Genomic DNA, 19,676 nt, shown 5'->3' with positions numbered 1-19,676 from the left:
CCGTTAGCATTAGCTAACATCAATACATGATTCTAGCTATTTACATCTGCATTTTCTATAACAAAATAGTATTTTTATCCTTTTTAGCAACGTAGTGCATTCTTTTGTATTCCATCGGTAACACTTTGTGATATTTGAGAAATGCTTCCGAAAACCTTGACTGGTTCTGATAGCCCACGGATTCAGCTATCTCACCCATGCTTTTTTCACTATTTATAATGAGATCAGCAGCCTTTTTCATCCTGGTCTCATTTACCAGTTCCTTATATCCTCTGCCAAAGACAACCCTTATATAGTTCTTGAGTGAGGATTCACTAACACCAAAAACAGATGCGAGTTCTGAAGCAGAATATCTTTTTGAAAGATCCCCATTCACCATCTCGAATGCCTTTTTGGCTATATCTACCTGGGAACCGGTACAGAATGTTCTTCTTTTATCAGCATCAAAAGATACACCTTTCAGTAAGAGCAGGATCTTAATAACATCTGTCTCTAAAAGCTTTTCATCCGTGAAGTTCAAGATATCCTCCCTGATGTCTTCCATGCATCTTTTTATCCGATTGTCAGACACTGTTATAAGCGGTATTGTCCGGTCTGAAAATTTACTTGTGATTCCTTTTATCGTTTTTGCGCCACCCAATTCAGTAAGTTCTTTCCCCATTTCTTTTGCAGGAAAGATTATTATCTCTATCCCTTCATATTCCGATGAGGGATAGAAAAAAGCCTCTTCGTCATTATTGGCAGTTCCATAGTCTATTGCAAGTTCATCCCCCACTACAAAGGTTGTAGCACCTGAGCCAAGCTTGACTTCACAACGGCCACGAAAACAGTAGTTGATCTTAATTGGTGTTTTTCCCTCATTTATTGTGGAAAATGTCGTAAAAATGCTTTTTGGAAGAAATCTTGAATATATGTCTATATATCCGACAAAAATATTGTCATTCAACACCATCCATTTCATTTTTCCATCATTTTTGTAATCTTCACCGCGAATAACAAAATCTATCTGCTGTATTCCCTTATGATTTTCATTTGTGACAATCATCTTTTTATTATCCTCCCGCCATCAATCACTCCCCTTTAATGTTAGCATCAACTTACAATCTGATAAAGAAACAATCATGTCTTTTTGATAAAAATTCTCATGAGCTATTTGTATCTTCAATCCTCCTCCTGATATATAATTAAAATTAAACCTATTAAATTAATTGTGTACATTTCCAAGTACAGAAAGGATTGTTTATGATCAGTTGGAGCACAATAGGAAAAGTAGCTTGCGGTTTCGCACTTGGTACAGTAGGGGTTAAAGCTCTTTCCAGCAAGGATGCAAAAAAATGCTATACACATATAACCGCTGCGGTATACAGATGCAAAGACACCTGCCTTGAGACCTACACAAACATCAAGGAGAACTGTCAGGATATCAGCGCTGATGCCAAAGAGATCAACGAAAAGAGATATGCTGAAGAAAGAGCAAAAGAAATAGAGGATGCAAAAGCTGTTCTTGCTAACGCCGAGGCATAACTATGAATTGTAAAATATTGCACGAAAATGGGGGACGTATGCGTGTACACATCGCTGTACGCCATATGTCTTCTTTTGAAGCTGACAAAATTCAATATTACCTGTCTTCACTTCCTTTTGTAAAAAAGGCAGATGTAAATGAACGAACATCGAATGCCATAGTTTCCTATGACTCCGCCTGCAGGGATGATCTGATACAGGCTTTTTCCGCATATAAAGAAAAAATGGAAATCACTGTTCCGGAACATACCGGAAGGGAACTTCGCATTGCATATGAGGACAGGATGTTCTTTCATATTGCAAGCAAACTCGTCCGCAGATTTATCATCCCTTTGCAGCTCAGAAGGGTGATCATTTACTTAAAGGCTATTCCCTACGTTATAAAAGGGCTTAAGTGCCTGCTTTCCGGAAAGCTCGAAGTTCCCGTTCTTGATGCAACCAGCATCGCAGTATCTCTTATCAGGGGCGACCATGCAACAGCCAGCAATGTTATGTTCCTTCTTGAAATGGGTGAGATGATGGAGGACTGGACACATAAGAAATCGGTTGATGACCTGGCCAGAGCAATGTCCCTCAATGTTGACAAGGTATGGATGATTTCCTCTGATGGTCAGGAAATTCTCTCAAATGTCTCGGATATAAAGGAAAATGACAGGATAGTTGTCAGAACCGGTTCTATGATACCTCTTGACGGAGTTGTCCTTAGTGGTGATGCTTCTGTAAACCAGGCTGCCATGACCGGTGAATCTGAGCCCGTACACAAAACAGAAGACTCTCTTGTATATGCCGGTACTGTTATTGATGAAGGCGAACTGGTCATAGCCGTGCAAAAAGCTCAGGGGCAGGGACGTTATGACAGGATTGTGTCTATGATAGAGGAATCCGAAAAACTAAAGTCCGAGGCTGAAGCAAAAGCTGCACACCTGGCGGACAGGCTTGTTCCTTATACCTTTGGTGCAACTCTGCTCACCTGGTTCATCACCAGGAACGCCACAAAAGCAACTTCCATCCTTAACGTTGACTTCTGCTGCGCACTGAAGCTCGCCATGCCAATAGCTGTCTTATCTGCCATGCGCGAAGCAGGCGACCACAAGATTTCCATAAAAGGCGGGAAGTTCATGGAGGCTGTGGCCGAAGCAAAAACTATCGTCTTCGATAAAACCGGCACTCTGACTTATGCCACGCCCAAAGTTGCCAAGGTTGTCACCTTTGGCGACCAAAACGAGGATGAGATGCTTCGTCTGGCCGCATGCCTAGAGGAGCACTACCCCCACTCCATTGCCAATGCTGTAGTTAAAGCTGCTGAGGTTAAAGGGCTTACTCATGAAGAGAAGCATACCAAAGCAACCTACATCGTTGCACATGGCATTTCCAGTACAATTGATGGTAAAAAAATATGTATAGGAAGCCATCACTACATCTTTGAGGACGAAAAATGTACTGTTCCAAGTGGATTCACTGAAAAATTCGACTCTCTTCCACCTGAATATTCGCACCTGTATATGTCTATAGGTGAAGAACTTGCTGCAGTAATACTTATTGAAGATCCTCTGAGAGATGAAGCCCCTTCAGTAATAAAGAGCTTGAAAGAGGCTGGTTTTGAAGATATCGTTATGATGACCGGTGACAGCGAAAGAACCGCAAAATCTGTTGCAGAAAAAACAGGCGTTACAAGGTACTTCTCCGAAGTCCTTCCTGAAGATAAAGCTGACTTCATAAGAAGAGAGCACGAAGCAGGAAGAAAGGTAATCATGATAGGTGATGGTATTAATGACTCTCCGGCCCTTTCCGAGGCCGATGCCGGAATTGCCGTCAGTACAGGTGCATCCATCGCAAGGGAAATCGCGGACATAACGATTTCTTCAGATGATCTCGGAGCTCTCCTGACTCTTAGAAAGCTCAGCTCTCAACTGATGCGACGGATCAACATGAATTACAATTCCATTATCGGATTTAACTCTTTCCTGATAATCATGGGCATGCTTGGAACCTTTACTCCAACCACCACTGCATTCCTTCACAATGCGTCAACAATTGCACTAAGCATGATGAGTATGACAAATCTTTTAGACGAATGATCACATCAAAAGACTCATCATCAAAGGGAAGCTTCTTTCAGAAACCAGCTCCATCCTTGGCTCAAGGGGAATGTATTCTTCTCCGGATTATGTTCCCCGCCCAAATGTTAACGCCTATAAAGCCCGTAAACTGCTATTATTCCAAGCAGTAGTTTTTCGACTTTAATAGCGTGTAGCTTCCGTCAAATATCTCCCTGCAGATCCTAAGTTCCAATTCCTGTCTGTGCCTGAGGTGGTCGATCAGAGCGTCTGTTCCTGACAGTCCCTTTGCTGTTGCATAAGGTGAGCTGTTGAAATATCGCATCATAAGTGGAAACCACATCTCATTTCCCTTGTCATCAGACCTTTCTTTTCTTATAACATCAATATTTGATGCAACGTCCTCAGTCATGATATACATTATCTGATACTTTTTGCCGGTAAGAGCTTCGCTAACTCTCTTATAAAAATCAATGATTTCCTGATCACTTCTCTTCTGAAACAGGATCATGTCCTCTACTATATTTTGGAAAATGGAACACTCAAATATACTTTTATCTCCGCTCCAGCTTCGAAGTCTCCGCAGGACAACCTCTTCAAATCTATCCGTAGTAATATTTCCGTTATAGATCTCATACTTCTCAAGATCCTTATGAAATCCCGGAATGTCAGTGATGATCTTAGTATAGCAGATGATCATGTGATCACCTTCTCCTACGCTCTTCTCCTCAATTTCACTACGGATTTCACTGTACTTTTCAAGGATCCCACCATACGTCTCTTTATCAACATAGGCACACCAGGCAAGCTCCACAGGAGAGTAGTCACCTTCATAACTGACCATATAATCAGAATACTTCTCGGAAAGTTTCTTTACAAGCGTACTCTTTCCACTTCCTTGAAGTCCTTCAACAAAATAGTTCATTTAGTCCCCCTTTCGTGATCACCTGTGAATGTAAAGTCTTGTCGGCTCAGGCTCTCCATCACCCTGCACCATGCAAAAGAACTCCCATCCATATTTCTCATAAAATCCGACATGATCTGTGACAAGATAAATTGGAGTGATCCCTTTGGTTCTCATGTCTTCCACTACCATGTCCAGGAGCTTTCCTGATATTACGGAGATTGCCTATCAGGCAGGCTTTGCCAGCCAGGCAGCATTCACACGAGCTTTCAAAAGAACACCGGTTATCTGTCGTCACTGTTCCGTACGCTGAACGAGGTACAGCACCCTCTTCCTTCGAATCCATATTTTGCTTCGAAGTGATGACTCAATCATCGGTGTTTTCTAAACCACTCTGCGCTTACCGTAAGGCTCTTAACCGGGTCATTATCTATCCAGTTTTTGTGGGTCTCAAGAACGATCGCTTCTACTCTGGTATTGGCCTTTACGGCTTCCAAGATAGTTCCGAGAGCCATATTACCTGTGCCGAGTTCCGCGGCGTCCTCTTTAAGTATAGGCGTAATAAAAGGCCCCTTCTTCCTACAGCCCCTGTCATTTATGTGCCACATCACCATCCTGTCTGACAGTTTGTTTACAAGGGCTGTGACATCGGCACCTCCATCTGCCATCCAGTATGTATCAAGCTCGAAGTTGACATACTGCGGATCTGTGTTTTCTACGATCAGATCATAGGCGGTCTTTTCTTCTGAGACCCTCTGCAGCTCTACGTTGTGATTGTGATAAAGAAGTTTCACTCCATAGGGCAAAAGAGCTTTTCCGGCCATGTTCAGGCGCACAGCCAGTTTTTTTACCTCAGCGAAATTCCCGTAATCAAACCTGTACATACCGGTTATAACAACGGTGTCCGTTCCAAAGCTCAAGGCTTCTTTCGCAACAGCCTCGGGTTTTTCTTCAATGCTATTCAGATAGCTGTGGAGGCTTATGACTTTCAGGCCGCTCTCTGAGATCAGCTTCTTCCAGTCGAGCTTTCCGCTGTTTCCCGTGGGCATGCCGGCAAATTTCGTAAGCAGTCTCACGATAAAAGGTGTTGGCCTTATCATGAATTCATTGAGCTCAATGCCGTCATACCCTGCACTCTTGATGCTCTCAAGCGTGCGCAGGGCACTTTCATAGCTGCCGCATCTGCTTCCTATCATTATCTGCTGTACGCCTGTAAGTATTCTGCCTGTCATTATTTCAAATAGCCTCCAAGATGCTTCAAACTGGGCTTTGGTGCCCTTATCTGTGTCTTTCTGTCAACTGCGCAAAGGCCAAAGGTCAGCGCATAGCCTTTCTGCCACTCAAAATTATCGATAAGTGACCAGTGGCAGTAGCCGATAACGGGAATGCCATCTCTGATACAGCTCTGAACGCCCTCAATTGCCATGTCGATAAACTTAACTCTCTGAGTATCATCTGATGTTGCAATTCCGTTCTCGGTAACCAGGATCGGCACTTCCGGCATCTCTTCATGTACGCGTCTTATTACATGCTCAAGGGCCTCAGGATATACTTCATAATCCATCTGTGTCATTGGAGTTCCCACAGGAACAGGCACGATTCCGTCTGGGCCGTAAGTGGTTCTGGTATAGTTCTGAAGTCCAAAGAAATCGTCATCCTTGATATAAGGAACGTAATGGCTGAACTCCTCGTTCCAGTCACTGTCGGCGCGCTCCCTGCCGCCTTCGATGTACTGACAGTCGTGAAGGGAAAGTGTGATGCCAACCTTAATATCAGGATTAACTTCCTTTATCGCCGCTTTTGCAGCCTGATGTGCCTTTATCACTATCATATCGCCGTTAGCATCAGTTGCGGAGACAAAGGTATGGGGCTGAGGATCACCGAATACTTTAGCGTTCTCCATAGCTGCCAGCTTCATTTTCTCCATGGGATCCGAGAGATTAAGGCCGACCTGAACCTGCCCCTCCATGGAATCACCACCGTTTTTGGCTGCATCTGCCATTTTTGCCATCATCTGCTTCTTAAATCTCTCCATGAGAGCGCCGATCTGCAATCTCATATTTGCTTCATTTATGGTGCAGATATATTTAATCTCGCTGCCAAGCTGCTCTGTGACATATCTTGCATAGCTTGCAAAAAGCTCTACGACCTGCTCGTTGTCCCAGCCGCCCTGCTTTATAAGCCACACAGGTGAGGTGAAGTGCATCAGGGTAATAACAGGCTCAACGCCGTTGTCCCTGCAGCATCTGATCATCTTCCTGTAGTGCTCAATCTCTTTTTCGTCAAATCTGCCCTGCTCAGGCTCAATGCGTGCCCACTCAACAGAAAATCTGTAGGTGTTAAGGCCCGCATCCGCCAGCATTTTGATGTCTTCCTCATATCTGTTATAGTGGTCGACAGCGTCAAGTGATGGCTCCACAAACTGGGAATACTCCATATTCTCCATTACCCAGTAATCTGAATTTGTATTATTTCCTTCAACCTGGTGAGCTGCTGTTGATGCGCCAAGCATGAATCCGTTCTCAAATCTATTCATCTTTGATCCTCCTAAATCACTTTGTGTTTTCTATTGCCATGTCGAAGCTGCCGCCGGTGAAAAGTCTCTTTTCCTGCCCGGGGAGCTCAAGTTCTGCTTCCATACCTTCCGGAATCTCAAAATGGAAGGTAAAAGAATCCGTCTCTTCGATATATTTCCATTCGGAAACTATGCGCCCTCTCGGCGAATCATAGTATCCCTTGGCATATTTTAGTTTCTTATCCGGCAGCGGCTTTATCAGAACCTTTTCAAAATCGTATCTTATTCCCAGAACGCCTGATAGGAGCCATCCGGAAACAGCTCCGTAGGAGTAGTGGTTAAGCGAATCGTGGACGGTCCCGTCCTCCCTGATACCGTCCCAGGTCTCCCAGATTGTTGTGGCGCCTTTCTCCACAGCATAGAGCCATGATGGATAGCTTTTATTAAGGAGCAGCCTGTATGCCGTGTCCGTATAGCTGTGATCAGCCAGCACCCGGCAAAGGAAAGGCGTTGAAAGAAAGCCCGTGTTCAGATGGCAGCCATTTTTCACTACAAGGTCATTCAGATCCGCCGCTGCATCCTCTGCCTCTTTTTCCGTTAAAAGAGAAAACGCAAGAGGCCTTACATACTCACACTGCCTCTCAGATCTTATATGCCCGTCTTTTAAAACCAGATATCGGTATGCCTCTGTCACCTTCTCTGAGATCTCTCTGTATTTGTCGGCATCGTCTTTGAATCCCAGGATGTCTGATATTTTGGCAAGGATTCCTGAAGAATAGGCGTAGTAAGCTGTGGCTACTTCGGGCTGTCCGTCCTTAAAGGCCGCCATCATGGTCTTCATGACATCTGCCCCGGGCTCGCACCACTCGCCGTAGTCCATTCCCGTGTCGATGATGTACTTTCTGTAGGGGTTCTTCCCAAACCGGTTCTTGAGCTTGCTCTTTCCAGCTCTTCTTCCGAGGAAGTCCACCCACTTCTTCATCATTTCATAATTGTCTTTAAGTATCTGCTCATCGCCGTATATTCTGTAAAGATTCCAGGGCACGATGACCGCTGCATCGCCCCAGCCCACAGAAGCTGAGAACATCTCTGCTATTTTGCCGGGATTGGAATTTCTGGGGCAGATATAGGCCATCTTGCCATCAGGATGCTGCCCTATCCTGACGTTTGCAAGCCATTTCTCATATACGCCCTTACAGTCCATGAGATATGCGCCCGTCCTCACAAAGACCGCCGCATCCCCGGTCCAGCCTGCCCTCTCTCTTGTGGGACAGTCAGTCGGTATATCGCAGAAGTTTGACTTCATGGACCATACGCTGTTTTTAAAGAGCCTGTTTACTTCACTCATGCCGCATTCAAAATATGCTGTTTCCTTCATGTCTGAATACACGGCAATGCTCTTTATCCGGATGTCAGGCGGTAAAATATCACCAGTTATCTTTGCGTATCTGAATCCAAACATGGAAAAAAGCGGCTTAAACTCATTCCTGCCCTGCTTGCAGATGTAGTTTATCTCCTGCTTTATTCCGCCGGATTTGTTGCGCTCTCCGGGCTGGAAGTTTTCTATTGTGAAGTTTCCATTCTCATCCAGGGTTTCACCGTGGATGAGACAGATCTTTTCGCCTCCCCTGGCATTTTCTACGACAAAAGACGTATAACCGGCAAGGTTCTGCCCGAAATCAAAGACATTTTCTCCATTAGGGGTGGTGATGAGCCTTCCCTCAAACACCTCATGCTCCGTAACAAATGGCGCGGACTGGGCCACGAGGTTTCCCTTGTCAAAAGACATCTCCCTTGCCTTATGCCATTCATCAAACGGTACATTGGCATCATAAGTTTCTCCAAGTTCAAGGTCCGTAAGTTTTATGGGCCCGTTTTCACAGGCATCCCACACTGTGTCAGATACAAGGATGGGATTATCAAAGTCGTCTCCGGCTATGAGCGAGCACAAAAAAGAAATATCCTCACCGTACAGATTTCTTATACCGTCAATCCCGCTGCAGCCTCTGTACCAGCCGTCGCCCAGTGTGACGAATATCTCGTTTTCTCCTACTTTAAGCGCCTCTGTGATCGCAAACTCCTGATACTGAAGCCTTTTATCATACTCATCACATCCCGGAGTCAGTCGTGCTTTGGTGACCTTACGTCCGTTTATAAGTATTTCATACAGGCCATGGGCTGTGGCAAATACCCTGACATCTCCCTCTTTATAAAAGAATGTAGTCCTGAGATACCCTGCGCCTTTTCTCTTTTCAGGTTCTGTGACGTTTTCAGGCGATATCCACTTTGATTTTTCAAAAATCTTAGCCGCTTCCATTTAACACCTCTTGCATTCTTTACTGCTTTTTAATATTCATAAGAGCATTTGAAAGTGCCTTAATCTCGTCAGATTCTATGTCCATGCCGCCCTGCTGCAAAAGTTTGATGAGGGGCTGGCGGGCGATCATCTGCTGCATGGCTTCGGATATCTCCACTCCTTCGCCCATGCCGCCAGCTGTCTTTGCAGTCATTGCAGCCATCATTCTGTCGAGTATTGCCTTTCCTTCAGGTATAGCCTGAATCTCTGCCATTGTACTCGAAAGGGAAAGGTAGCCCTCTTTTTCCTCAGGCGCATCTTTCTTGTCAAACCAGTTCCTGACCTTTTTGTCAGGAGCAAAGTAAGCGGGATTGGGCTCGGAAACCTTTGCTATCTCCATTTCATCAGAGAGATTTCCTGAGACGGCTTTTATTGTATGAACTCCGCTTATGGGCACATTAAACTTAAATACGTGTTCTCCGCTTAAGCATCCTGTTTCTTTCCCGTCCACAAAGAGAGTGACGGATTTTTGATTTGAATACACCTTGATCGTTGTAGTATCCTCTATGCGGTCGTGATATCTTTTCCCGCAAAGGTGGATGAAGGGCTCATCTGACCACCAAGCTTTATAGATATAATAAGCGTCTTTTTTCTGCTTCCTGTCAAAGGTGATGACACCCTTGTGGTTTTTGCCCGGATCTCCGGCCTCGTCTCGTCCGGCTGCGGCAAATTCAAACATATTCCAGAGGTAGGTACCCCAGATATATGGGCGGGTACTAAACATTTCAAGCATATGCTCGTGATAAACAGCCTGATAGCTCTCAGTATAATCACCTTTTTCAGGCATTGGAGACTGAAGCGTGATCACTGAATCTGCGCCGTACTCCGTAAGTCCTATTGCGACACCCGGATGGTCTCTGTGGAAGTCGTCAAACCACCTGTCATTGTCCTCCATTTCTCCTACATACCAGCCATAGTACAGGTTGTATCCGCGAATATCGGGAAGTGTCACCAGGGGAGAATCTGTCTTAAGAAGGAACAGATTTGCCATGGCAGAAAACCTTACAGGATCCATCTCGTGGACAATATCGTTTAATATCCTGTGGTTCTCCAGGAGGTCCTCGGTCACGCCCTGCAGAGATATCTCATTTGAAAGTGCCCAGCACATTATTGATGCATGATTGTAATTCTGGCTTATCAGTTCTTTCATCTGAGATATGGTGTTCTGCCTTCCGCTGTCCATGTGTACGGTGATATATGGGATCTCAGCCCATACTACTACGCCTTTTTCATCGCACAGATCATAGAAATACTGATCATGCTGATAGTGCGCGAGCCTTATGGAATTGGCTCCCATGGAGAGGATAAGCTCAAGGTCCTCCCTGTGCATTTCTTTTGTCAGTGCATTGCCGACTCCTGCCCTGTCCTGGTGCCTTGAGACGCCTCGAAGAGGGTAGCTTGCTCCGTTTAGGAAAAATCCCTTTTCAGGGTCAACATGAAACTGCCGCACTCCAAATCTGTCATATATCCTGTCGCACTCTTTTGATTCATCTAAAAGAGTCGCTGTGATATTGTATAAAAACGGATCCTTAAGCCCGTTCCATAAATGCGGATCATTTATAATGATAGTGCCGCAGGCCATATATCCGCCGGTGGCTTCATCTGACGGAACCACCTCGAATTCCTTCTCTGTTACGCCGTCTATGGATATTTTCACACTTTCGCCGCCGTTTACATAGGCTTTGACCTCAACTTCAGCTTCATTTCCGTTTATTTTTGGTGTGACATACAGTCCCCTGCCGCCATAACAGTTCATGTCAAAGTGCTTTTCATCCACGATCACAAGATAGACATCCCGGTATATCCCGCCGTAAAAGGTAAAGTCCGCTTTCTGAGGATACACCCTTGTATTGGGCTCATTGGAGACAGAGACTTCAATCTCGTTTGAATCTGAAAGCGCCTGCATAATATCCGCCCTGAAGCAGGAATATCCGCCGTCATGATTTATGAGTTCACGGCCGTTTAAAACAACTTTGGCGGAAGAATTGACCCCGCGAAATTCCACAAACACCCGCTGGCCTTCCTCTGTTACAGGCCGTTCAAATGTCTTTTTATAAGTGCAGGTTCCCCTGTAATACGGATCCGGACCTGTCTGTCCGTCAACAGCATTCCATGTGTGGGGGAGAGTTACTGCCTCGCTCCTGCCCTCTTTTTCAAATATCCAGTTATCATTCCAAAGAATTGTTGTTCTCATGCTTCACCTCTCCTGCTTTTACTGCTCCATTGTTGCCTTTTTCTTTTCGCCAATACTCTTTTGGATCTCCTCCATCTTCTCGTATGTGAGCTCGGAATTCTTCATTGCCAGAAGTGTGCAGACCCATCCGATAATGGGGAAGCCGATCAGAAGCACAACAGTCATGGCTTTGACGCCGAAGGTAAGCGGATCTCCCTGCTGGGGAGCTGTAGTCGTATATCCTATAAGTCCGATCATTAGTGTTGCGATGGTTGCACCGAAGGATGAAACTATTTTGTCAACGAAGCTGTAGGTGGCAGATACTGTCGCAGGCATGTATTTTCCGGAGCGATCCATCTCATAGTCGACCACATCCATCCTGAATGCGCTTGTCGAAACGGAAACCACCATCTTCATCGCATTGTTTCCGAAGGTGAAGAGCACATAAGTAATGGCCATAAGAACTGCGCCTGTTGATAAATTGCCGCCAAATACCGTTCCCACAAGGGTTGTAGGAGTAAACAGCAGATATACGGCAAATGCGATGTTCAGTCCAATGCAGTTTTGGGTCCAGTCGATCATGACTTTTCTGCTACCCTGCTTTCCTGCAATTTTTGCACCTATGATGGCGAAGATGATGGACGGAAGCATTGCCACAGCAGAGAGAATCGATGAGATAGCCATTGATCCCAGCATAATGCCGTTGAGCATTGTGGATACCACCGCAGCTGAACCTATGGTCTGAGCCAGCTTATCCGAGGTTGCAGCCATGATGAATCTCTGAAGCTCTTTATTCTCTTTTATCAGCGCCAGCATGTCCTTAAAGCTTGGCTTTTCATCGGTCTCGCCATCCTTTTTAATTCCTTCAAAATTCTCGGGGATGTCATAAGGAGCAATTCCTATACATGCCAGAATATAGAAAAAGAGCGAAACAAGTACCACCACTATGTTGTAAGTTGCGAAGTATTCCGTTCCCTGAATGTTGTTAAATCTCGGGAGGATCACAGCCGATGCCACAACGCTCATGATCATTGGAACCAGGTATGAATATGCTGTGCTCCAGACGCCGATGGTGGGACGCTGCTTGGGATCATTGGTCAGAATGCTCATGTTGATCTGGCCGGCTATACTTACGAAGGTATAACCAATGATGTAGATCACATAGCAGAGAACAAAGAAAGTTATCCCTGCCGCTCCCGATAGCGAAAGCTTCGCCCCAATATTGCACATCAGTGTGGTTGAAACTGCCATCAGCAGCCATCCGAACATGATCGAAAAACGTACTTTTCCAAATCTTGAATTAAATCTTTCCAAGAAAAAAGCTATTACCGGATCTGTAATACCGTCCAAAAGCCTTGATCCCGTGATAATAAGGCCTGTAACTGCCACGAGTATTCCAAAGTTCGAATTTCCTATATAGGTTGCCCCGTTCATCAGCAGATAAAAAGCCATCTGCCCGGCACCTGTCATCATTGCAAGAGCGATATGCCACGTCCTTGCCCTCTTGTAAGTTACCCCATTTTCTTCCCTAAAAAGAGATCTGTCCTTGCCCATTGTAAGCCCCTTTCAATTACATCTTTATTGCTGTTTTGAGAATCTGTTAAATAGTGAAAGCTTTCCTGGTAGGGTCATAGTACCATTCAGCTCCGGGATATGTTAGAATTATTTTGTCTATTATAGTATTATTTTGCTGCTTTTGAGGAATGAATATGGATTATGCTCTTTTTTCAGCTCTTCTAAATAATCTGCTCTCAGTAGATGTAACGGATGCCACGGATATGGACATATCTCTTGAGGCCTTCGAAAAGAAATACTGCTTCAGTATCAGGATGCAGCCCATGTTTACACAGGATGCCCTGCACTATCTTCTGAGCTCGTCCAAAGGAGAAATGATCTATGAACTCATAGACCAGCTGGGCATTTGTATGTCTTTTTTTACATTTGATAACAGGTATTATTTAATCGGGCCTTATGTAAAAGAGAAATACTCGGAACTTAAGACAGAGACCGTGCTTGCAAGAAACGATGAATCCTCCTCGAAATCACTGGCGTTTAAGCTGTATTACACTGCATTTCCAATAGTATATACTGAGCAGATCACCAGCGTGGTAAACAAATGCATAATCTCTTTTTCTCCTGCGGAGTCAGAGTATTCGTACAGAAGGCTTACGGGTTTTATCCAGAATGTATCCGAGGAAGACGACAGGACGGAGCTGTCTGAAAAGAATTACAGCGAGATCTACAGGCGATACGACCAGGAAAAACAGTTCCTCTCAATGATAAGGAACGGGGATACCAAAAACGTCATGTCAGCATTTGAAAAATTATCCGGCCCTGAGTCTCTTTCCGACTTTTCTAAAGAGACCCTTAACTACTATGCCTCGGGCTATGGTCTGGCAATACTTAAAGCCCTTTCCAGAAAAGCTGCGGAAGAATCAGGGCTTTCGGTCATTACAATAGATGAGATCACTCAGAAGTATACTCAGCTCTCATCAGCTACAAAAAGACCGGAGCTGCAGACCCGCTACCAGATTGAAATGATCGTTGAGCTCACGAAAGCAGTTCGAAATCACAAACTGTCCCTGGACAGGTTTTCGGCGCCAATTCAGAGAGTCCTTGAGTACATTAGTCTCCATTTCGGAGATCACATATCAAACGAAGACCTTGCAAGTGCCGCAAGTATGTCTGTTTCCCACCTTGCAAGGCTGTTCAAAAAGGAAACAGGCGTGACCATGACGGAATACGCCGCTTCCATGCGCTGCAAAAAAGCTGCCGACCTCCTGAAGAAGACGAATCTTCCTATTCAGGAGATCAGCAGCTATGTCGGATACTCCGACAATAATTACTTCGTTAAAGTATTCAGAAAAAACTATAATATGACGCCTACAGAATTCAGGAAAAATGCCTGAGGGAGGTGTTTATCTGACCCGCCAGCCCTGCGCTTTTTGGAGGGGCAGCTCATCGAATATCAGCATACTCCTCACAGATATTGAGGAGGATCTCCACGTTCTTTTCCATGGATCTGATGGGGACGTATTCAAATCTTCCGTGGGCATTTTCATAGCCTGCGCCATAAATCGAAGTGCTTACACTCCACTTGTACGCTTCTCTTGCACTATAAGCTCCGTCATATGCATATCCTACTACCTGGCCATTTTAACATTATTCTGAACTTTCTATGATTATTCCCACACAATAACAATTTGAATCTTCAGACTTTATCTAAACAAATCATCAAAAGTGATTGTCTTAACAAATATTCCGCTGCCCTGAAACACTTCATCAACCAAATATGTCTTTCCAACTCTTCGCCTTCCATATACAGCAACCATTTCCGCCTTATTAGAACTATATATCTTTTCTAATTCTTTTATTTCTTTCTCTCTTCCAATCATTTGGCACCTCTTGCAGTGATATTTATCGGGCTGAATAAATATCCAATCGTTTAAATTCGCCCATTAAAATCTAACTGTATTGAATTCTGAATTTATTGGGCGGTCAACTATATTTTTATAGTATATGCGCCCGATAAATTTGGCAATCTTGTGCACTAAAAAGTAATTGTAGATAAAGGTGAATGGTATCCCTTCAAAAAGAACTATTATATAGTCATGGGCATAGTTGTAAATAACTCCCAGTATAACTTACTCGTCCCCGAGCATAGGAAATGCATAGCATATTCCAATGACAGCAAGACAGATGCTCTCTGCCATGAACATCATATTTACTTCAGTGGCTGCTTCCCATGTAAATAGCACCCCAACGATAACTGCTAATACACCTGCATATTTCTTTAATCTGCGGTTCATGCTGTCCTCCTCATAAAAGTTCTAGAAATTCCATCCTGGCGATCTGATCAAAGATTAAAGCCTTTGATTTTACCATTGTCATAACTGCTAACCCTCCGCTTTCTAAAAGCACCATCTGTTTATATAACGATTGTAAAATCCTCTTGTCTTCAGATAAATGTCTGCCACCGCAAAAACGGCATGTCTATTCTTCTTTTACAGAGGTTCTTACTAATTTATCCTGCACGAATGATATCACTCGTGCAGAAAAGCAAGCCTAAGCGCACTAAAGATGGTCCAATTTGCACGAAAATCATTTATAATACATGAATTAAAATTTCAATTCTTTCCCTAAAAAAAGAATTCCAAAAGATTCCGGAAGGAATCTTCTTTTTTATGTTCGCTTAAGTTTCGGATGCTAATATACATCCATCGGGAGATGAAAATCTTCTGGAAATTATAATAGAAAGTTTTTTCATACAATCTTCATAACAACACGCCCGGAATAGCGCAGTTCCGGGCACCCTTAAAAAGCAATGCCGCGGTACTTGTAAATCAATACAAATACCACGGCTCTATCATAGTCATGCATTATTCTCTTAGTAGCTGTCAGTTAGTTCTCTTGCCACAGATAATCTCCAAACATATGTACATCAAATAATCAGTCTTTTTTATCAAGATACTTCATGATTATCTCAAGACCCTCCATAGGAACACGCTTTTTTCGACCATAAAGCATCCTCTGTGCACGCCTCTTTCAAGCTGGAATGTGTCTGCACCTTATCCCATGAGCAGCCGTTTTCACTTCGAAGCGTCTCTACTATACGTTTCAGCCTGCTTATCTCTGTCATTTCGTTGCTTTGTAGATGATCATCTACAAATTCTCCTCTCCCCATTTTTTCAGCTGCAGCAAGATCGGTATCATACTTTTGGCTTTATCGGTCAGTGTGTATTCAACACGTACAGGCATCTCATCATATTGAGTCCTGTTTATAAGGCCGTCACCCTCTAATTCTTTAAGAGACTGAGCCAGCATCGTATTGGTGATTCCAAACACTGCGCGACGCAGATCTCCATATCTTGCCACTTCATTGTTGTCTATTACGCAGAGGATCATAATCTTCCACTTGCCTCCAACAATGTTTAACACTTTCTTTAATCCACAGCCTTCTCCTGCGATTTCATCGCATAATGGTTCTTTTTTCATAGTCAGTTTTTCCTTACCAGGTTAATAAAAATTGCGTACTTGATAAGTTTATTGTACCACGTATAATTAGCTTGTCGAACAGAAAAATTGAGAGGAATCTGCACATGGTTAAGAGAAAAGCAAATGTGAATGTCGAAAGGTGTGTTGCCTGCGGTGTTTGTGCACTGCAGTGTCCAAGACAGGCAATATCCATATACAAAGGCTGCTATGCAGTTGTTGAAGATGGCTTATGTGTAGGATGCGGATTATGTGAAAAGGCATGTCCTGCAAGCGTTATTGAGTTGAAAGAGAGGATATCAGTCAATGACTAACAAGAAAAAACACTGGTACAGCTATTTGTGGATCTGGAGCATCATTTACTTTTCGCTTGGATTCTTTAATATACTCTTTGCTTGGCTTGGGCTTATTGATTTCATATTGCCGCTTATATTTGCTATCGCTGGAGGCAACAAATGGTTCTGCAACAATATGTGCGGAAGGGGACAACTGTTCTGGATACTCGGAAGAAAGGCAGGATGTTCCAGAAAGAAGCCTGCTCCCAGGTGGCTGTCGTCAAAATGGTTCCGATATGGATTTCTGACATTTTTCATGACGATGTTTGGCACAATGATATTTCAGACCTATCAGGTCTTTGCAGGTGCAGACACATTGCGTAAAGCCATCAAACTATTCTGGACTTTCAAGTTGCCATGGAAATGGGCATATTCCGGTAGTATTTTCCCGAACTGGGTAGCTCAGTTTGGTTTTGGTTTTTACAGCCTTATGCTCACATCCACTTTGATAGGGCTGATCGTGATGGTACTATATAGAGAAAGGACCTGGTGTACATTTTGCCCCATGGGAACAATGACACAAGGTATCTGTAAGATAAAAGAAAAAGGAGCTTCAAAATGACTATAGAAGAAAGAGCTGATATTGCAGCAAATTTGAAAGCTACAGGCCAGTGCAACTGCACACAGTCTGTGCTTAAAGTTTTTGAAGATAAGATTGATATCGCCCCGGAAGAACTCTCCAAGCTTTCTTCCGGATTCGCAGCAGGAATGGGCTGTATGGAGAGTACATGCGGTGCTCTTATTGGAGCAGTCATGGTTGCCGGCATGATCACGGATGGAAAGGGCACTCCCAGGTATTCCAAGAATCTGGTTAATAAATTCAATGATAAGTGCGGCGCAACTATCTGCAAAGATCTAAAAGGAATCACCACCGGCAATGTTATTTGTGAATGTCCTGATTGTGTAAGAAATGCAGTTATTTCTCTTGGAGAAGTAATAGATTCGATTTGATCAATATGTAAAGCCATACGCTTATACAGCTCATATCCAACCTTCATCACTTCAGGCTTGGTTGTGAACGTAACTTCTATAAAACCAAGTTCTTTTGCCTTATCAAGCATGGCATTAAGCATTACTCTTGTTGAAACTGCTCATTATTTTCTTCTGTCCAGGTCATGTAATAGCAAGGCACTGCCTTCGTTTGCCTGATCTGGTCTTCCGGGGCAGATCAGGTCGCACTGGGCCCCCATTACCTTTAAAACATCTCCGGTTACAGCCTTCATACAATCACCCTGATCTGCTTTCATAGAATCCCAATCACTCATTACCACACCATCAAATCCCCACTCCTGTCTTAAGATTTTTACAAGGAGGTCATAATTGTTGGTACAGTATAGTCATGTCAAACCGGCATTTCCATAAATTCATCTATCACAGTAAGTACCAGCAGGGCATACTTTTCCTCTCCAAAAAGCCACTGCTCATGCTGCATATCAAATTCCCTGATATCAGGATCATGAAAGTACTTCTTATATCTTTTCAGGTACTTTTCACCCATCTTGTTTGCATAGATAAAATGAGCTTTTGTGTGCTTCACGTTTATATCATCTTCAAGATATGTGATAAGATCCGTATAGTACTCATTCTTAATCGACTCCGGTTTGAATTTGGAAAAGCAGGCCATGAACTGGTCTGCAAGTTCGTCACTCATAAGAAAAATATTCTTCAGCTTTTCCTTGGTCTTTTGCTGCTTCTTTTCACTTTTGGTAAAGCTTGTGAGAAGCGGAACTACCATTTTGGACTGAAGCCATGCACTAAACTTACCGCTCTGGTCCAGGTCGGGACTCCCAAATATCGCATGATCAATATGCACATTTCTTCTTTGCACAAGCTGTCCCACAAAACTTGAACCAAGAGACGATCCTATTGCACCATCAATCTTCCCACCATGTTTTTCGATAATATACTTCTCAATCTTCTCCGTCACAGTTATCATGTCAGGAAATATTTCATCCCCTCCATCGAAACCATCATAGTTAACGCAGATAAGATGATATTTCTCAGAGAGCTTTGGCAGGACATTAGCAAAGTTGGTCTGATAGTCACAGCATGTTCCAGGCAGTAGCATAAGTGTCTTTCCTGTCTTAAGTCCCATTTCTTCATATTTCATATCGCAATCTCCTTACTTCCTTGCCACCAGATGCATCCTAAATTTCCTTGCCGCTTCCAACTTCTCAATATATAGTCCGCAATTATCGCAAAAATCCCTGATCTGACCAAGAGAATATGCCCCAACATCACCATGACCTATCAAATTAGCAAGCGGCATCTCTGTATGGTTCATGAGCCATAAAATAGGAGTCGGTGCTGTATAGTCTTGAAGGATGAGCTTTCCACCTTGTCTTAATACTCTTTTTACATTGTCAAAGAACTTCTGGGGATTTGGATAGTGATGAAAACTGTTTGTGCATATGATGACATCAAAAGACTCGTCCTCAAAGGGCAAATCTTCACAATCCCCAACTACCCATTCCGTTCCCTTAAGGTTCTTACTTTTGGCAACCTCTATCATCTTAGGCGTTAGATCCAGTCCTACATAATGCTTGGAACTGTCTTTTTCATGTAAAAGAGATATCATAGGACCTGTACCGCATCCACAGTCCAACAGATCCTGGTATTCTATATGTGAGAGTTCTGCCTCAATATACGGGTAATCATCCTTGCACATTTCATAAATTCCTGCATGATCGGTTTCATATATTTCCGCTGCTTTGGTAAATTCACTAATTGTAAGTTTCTTGTATTGCTCTGCTGTTTTCATTATAAATGCCCCCATATGTCAAATATTTAGATCACCATAATCAATGATACACCATAATG

At 43.6% G+C, this 19,676-nt stretch carries 19 protein-coding genes and 1 pseudogene; 6 read left to right on the top strand and 14 right to left on the bottom strand.

Annotated features, from left to right (window positions below; translation table 11 throughout):
- Window positions 1-55 precede the first annotated feature (55 nt).
- Window positions 56-1,045 carry a helix-turn-helix domain-containing protein gene (locus G622_RS0113165; RefSeq protein ID WP_049945850.1) on the bottom strand — a complete coding sequence of 330 codons (990 nt, stop codon included), beginning with the start codon at window positions 1,043-1,045 and terminating at the stop codon, window positions 56-58.
- A gap of 197 nt (window positions 1,046-1,242) precedes the next feature.
- Between G622_RS0113165 and G622_RS0113160 the strand changes: the two genes are divergently transcribed.
- Together G622_RS0113160 and G622_RS0113155 are read left to right on the top strand one after the other, a co-directional pair.
- Entirely contained in the window at window positions 1,243-1,524 is a 282-nt protein-coding gene (locus G622_RS0113160) for a DUF6110 family protein (protein WP_196814219.1), read from the top strand.
- Window positions 1,525-1,526: 2 nt separating this feature from the next.
- Entirely contained in the window at window positions 1,527-3,602 is a 2,076-nt protein-coding gene (locus G622_RS0113155) for a heavy metal translocating P-type ATPase (protein ID WP_026511093.1), read from the top strand.
- 136 nt (window positions 3,603-3,738) lie between these two features.
- Here the strand turns inward: G622_RS0113155 and G622_RS0113150 are convergent, their stop codons facing one another.
- The 7 genes from G622_RS0113150 to G622_RS0113120 form a co-directional block, all read right to left on the bottom strand.
- On the bottom strand, window positions 3,739-4,506 hold the full coding sequence (locus G622_RS0113150; protein WP_026511092.1) for a hypothetical protein: 768 nt from the start codon (window positions 4,504-4,506) through the stop codon (window positions 3,739-3,741).
- A gap of 18 nt (window positions 4,507-4,524) precedes the next feature.
- Complete coding sequence (locus G622_RS22905) at window positions 4,525-4,677, bottom strand: hypothetical protein (protein ID WP_330363616.1); 153 nt, start codon at window positions 4,675-4,677, stop codon at window positions 4,525-4,527.
- 179 nt (window positions 4,678-4,856) lie between these two features.
- Window positions 4,857-5,717 carry a sugar phosphate isomerase/epimerase family protein gene (locus G622_RS0113140; protein WP_044957676.1) on the bottom strand — a complete coding sequence of 287 codons (861 nt, stop codon included), beginning with the start codon at window positions 5,715-5,717 and terminating at the stop codon, window positions 4,857-4,859.
- Entirely contained in the window at window positions 5,717-7,021 is a 1,305-nt protein-coding gene (locus G622_RS0113135) for a glycoside hydrolase family 1 protein (protein ID WP_026511090.1), read from the bottom strand. Before G622_RS0113135 ends, G622_RS0113140 begins: the two co-directional genes overlap by 1 nt.
- A 16-nt stretch (window positions 7,022-7,037) precedes the next feature.
- Entirely contained in the window at window positions 7,038-9,317 is a 2,280-nt protein-coding gene (locus G622_RS0113130; RefSeq protein WP_026511089.1) for a family 78 glycoside hydrolase catalytic domain, read from the bottom strand.
- 19 nt (window positions 9,318-9,336) lie between these two features.
- Entirely contained in the window at window positions 9,337-11,550 is a 2,214-nt protein-coding gene (locus G622_RS0113125) for a glycoside hydrolase family 2 protein (RefSeq protein WP_026511088.1), read from the bottom strand.
- A gap of 18 nt (window positions 11,551-11,568) precedes the next feature.
- Window positions 11,569-13,083: an MFS transporter gene (locus tag G622_RS0113120; RefSeq protein WP_026511087.1), complete on the bottom strand. Its 1,515-nt coding sequence runs from the start codon at window positions 13,081-13,083 to the stop codon at window positions 11,569-11,571.
- Between the two features lie 155 nt (window positions 13,084-13,238).
- Here G622_RS0113120 and G622_RS0113115 point away from each other — a divergent pair, with 155 nt between their 5' ends.
- Window positions 13,239-14,438, top strand: a complete 1,200-nt coding sequence (locus G622_RS0113115) for a helix-turn-helix transcriptional regulator (RefSeq protein ID WP_026511086.1) — start codon at window positions 13,239-13,241, stop codon at window positions 14,436-14,438.
- Window positions 14,439-14,747: 309 nt separating this feature from the next.
- On the opposite strand, the gene G622_RS25340 is transcribed toward G622_RS0113115, so the two are convergent.
- The 3 genes from G622_RS25340 to G622_RS0113095 form a co-directional block, all read right to left on the bottom strand.
- Window positions 14,748-14,924, bottom strand: coding sequence for an ATP-binding protein (locus tag G622_RS25340; protein WP_081675315.1), 177 nt, complete (start codon window positions 14,922-14,924; stop codon window positions 14,748-14,750).
- Window positions 14,925-15,173: 249 nt separating this feature from the next.
- Entirely contained in the window at window positions 15,174-15,338 is a 165-nt protein-coding gene (locus G622_RS25790) for a hypothetical protein (protein WP_155831487.1), read from the bottom strand.
- A gap of 853 nt (window positions 15,339-16,191) precedes the next feature.
- Window positions 16,192-16,524 (bottom strand): winged helix-turn-helix transcriptional regulator, encoded by a 333-nt coding sequence (locus G622_RS0113095; protein ID WP_026511085.1) that lies wholly within the window; start codon window positions 16,522-16,524, stop codon window positions 16,192-16,194.
- A 104-nt stretch (window positions 16,525-16,628) separates the two neighbouring features.
- On the opposite strand from G622_RS0113095, the gene G622_RS0113090 reads away from it, so the two are divergent.
- From G622_RS0113090 to G622_RS0113080, 3 genes are read left to right on the top strand one after another with little or no spacing between them, the layout of a single operon-like run.
- Complete coding sequence (locus G622_RS0113090) at window positions 16,629-16,835, top strand: 4Fe-4S binding protein (protein WP_026511084.1); 207 nt, start codon at window positions 16,629-16,631, stop codon at window positions 16,833-16,835.
- On the top strand, window positions 16,828-17,418 hold the full coding sequence (locus G622_RS0113085; protein WP_026511083.1) for a 4Fe-4S binding protein: 591 nt from the start codon (window positions 16,828-16,830) through the stop codon (window positions 17,416-17,418). The genes G622_RS0113090 and G622_RS0113085 overlap by 8 nt, the downstream gene beginning before the upstream one ends.
- Window positions 17,415-17,807 carry a C-GCAxxG-C-C family protein gene (locus G622_RS0113080; RefSeq protein WP_026511082.1) on the top strand — a complete coding sequence of 131 codons (393 nt, stop codon included), beginning with the start codon at window positions 17,415-17,417 and terminating at the stop codon, window positions 17,805-17,807. Before G622_RS0113085 ends, G622_RS0113080 begins: the two co-directional genes overlap by 4 nt.
- Before the next feature lie 143 nt (window positions 17,808-17,950).
- Here the strand turns inward: G622_RS0113080 and G622_RS25335 are convergent.
- The 3 genes and pseudogenes from G622_RS25335 to G622_RS0113065 all read right to left on the bottom strand — a co-directional run.
- Window positions 17,951-18,175 (bottom strand): annotated as a pseudogene (locus tag G622_RS25335) (glycoside hydrolase family 3 N-terminal domain-containing protein); the annotation flags it as partial.
- Window positions 18,176-18,198: 23 nt separating this feature from the next.
- Complete coding sequence (locus tag G622_RS0113070; protein WP_026511081.1) at window positions 18,199-18,966, bottom strand: hypothetical protein; 768 nt, start codon at window positions 18,964-18,966, stop codon at window positions 18,199-18,201.
- A gap of 12 nt (window positions 18,967-18,978) precedes the next feature.
- Entirely contained in the window at window positions 18,979-19,617 is a 639-nt protein-coding gene (locus G622_RS0113065) for a class I SAM-dependent methyltransferase (RefSeq protein ID WP_026511080.1), read from the bottom strand.
- Between the last annotated feature and the right edge of the window lie 59 nt (window positions 19,618-19,676).

The organism is Butyrivibrio sp. LC3010 (genome assembly GCF_000424385.1).
In the GTDB taxonomy this organism is placed as follows: Bacteria; Bacillota; Clostridia; order Lachnospirales; family Lachnospiraceae; genus Butyrivibrio.
Note: the sequence above shows the minus strand (reverse complement) of the source record. Positions and strands in the feature narration are given on the sequence as shown.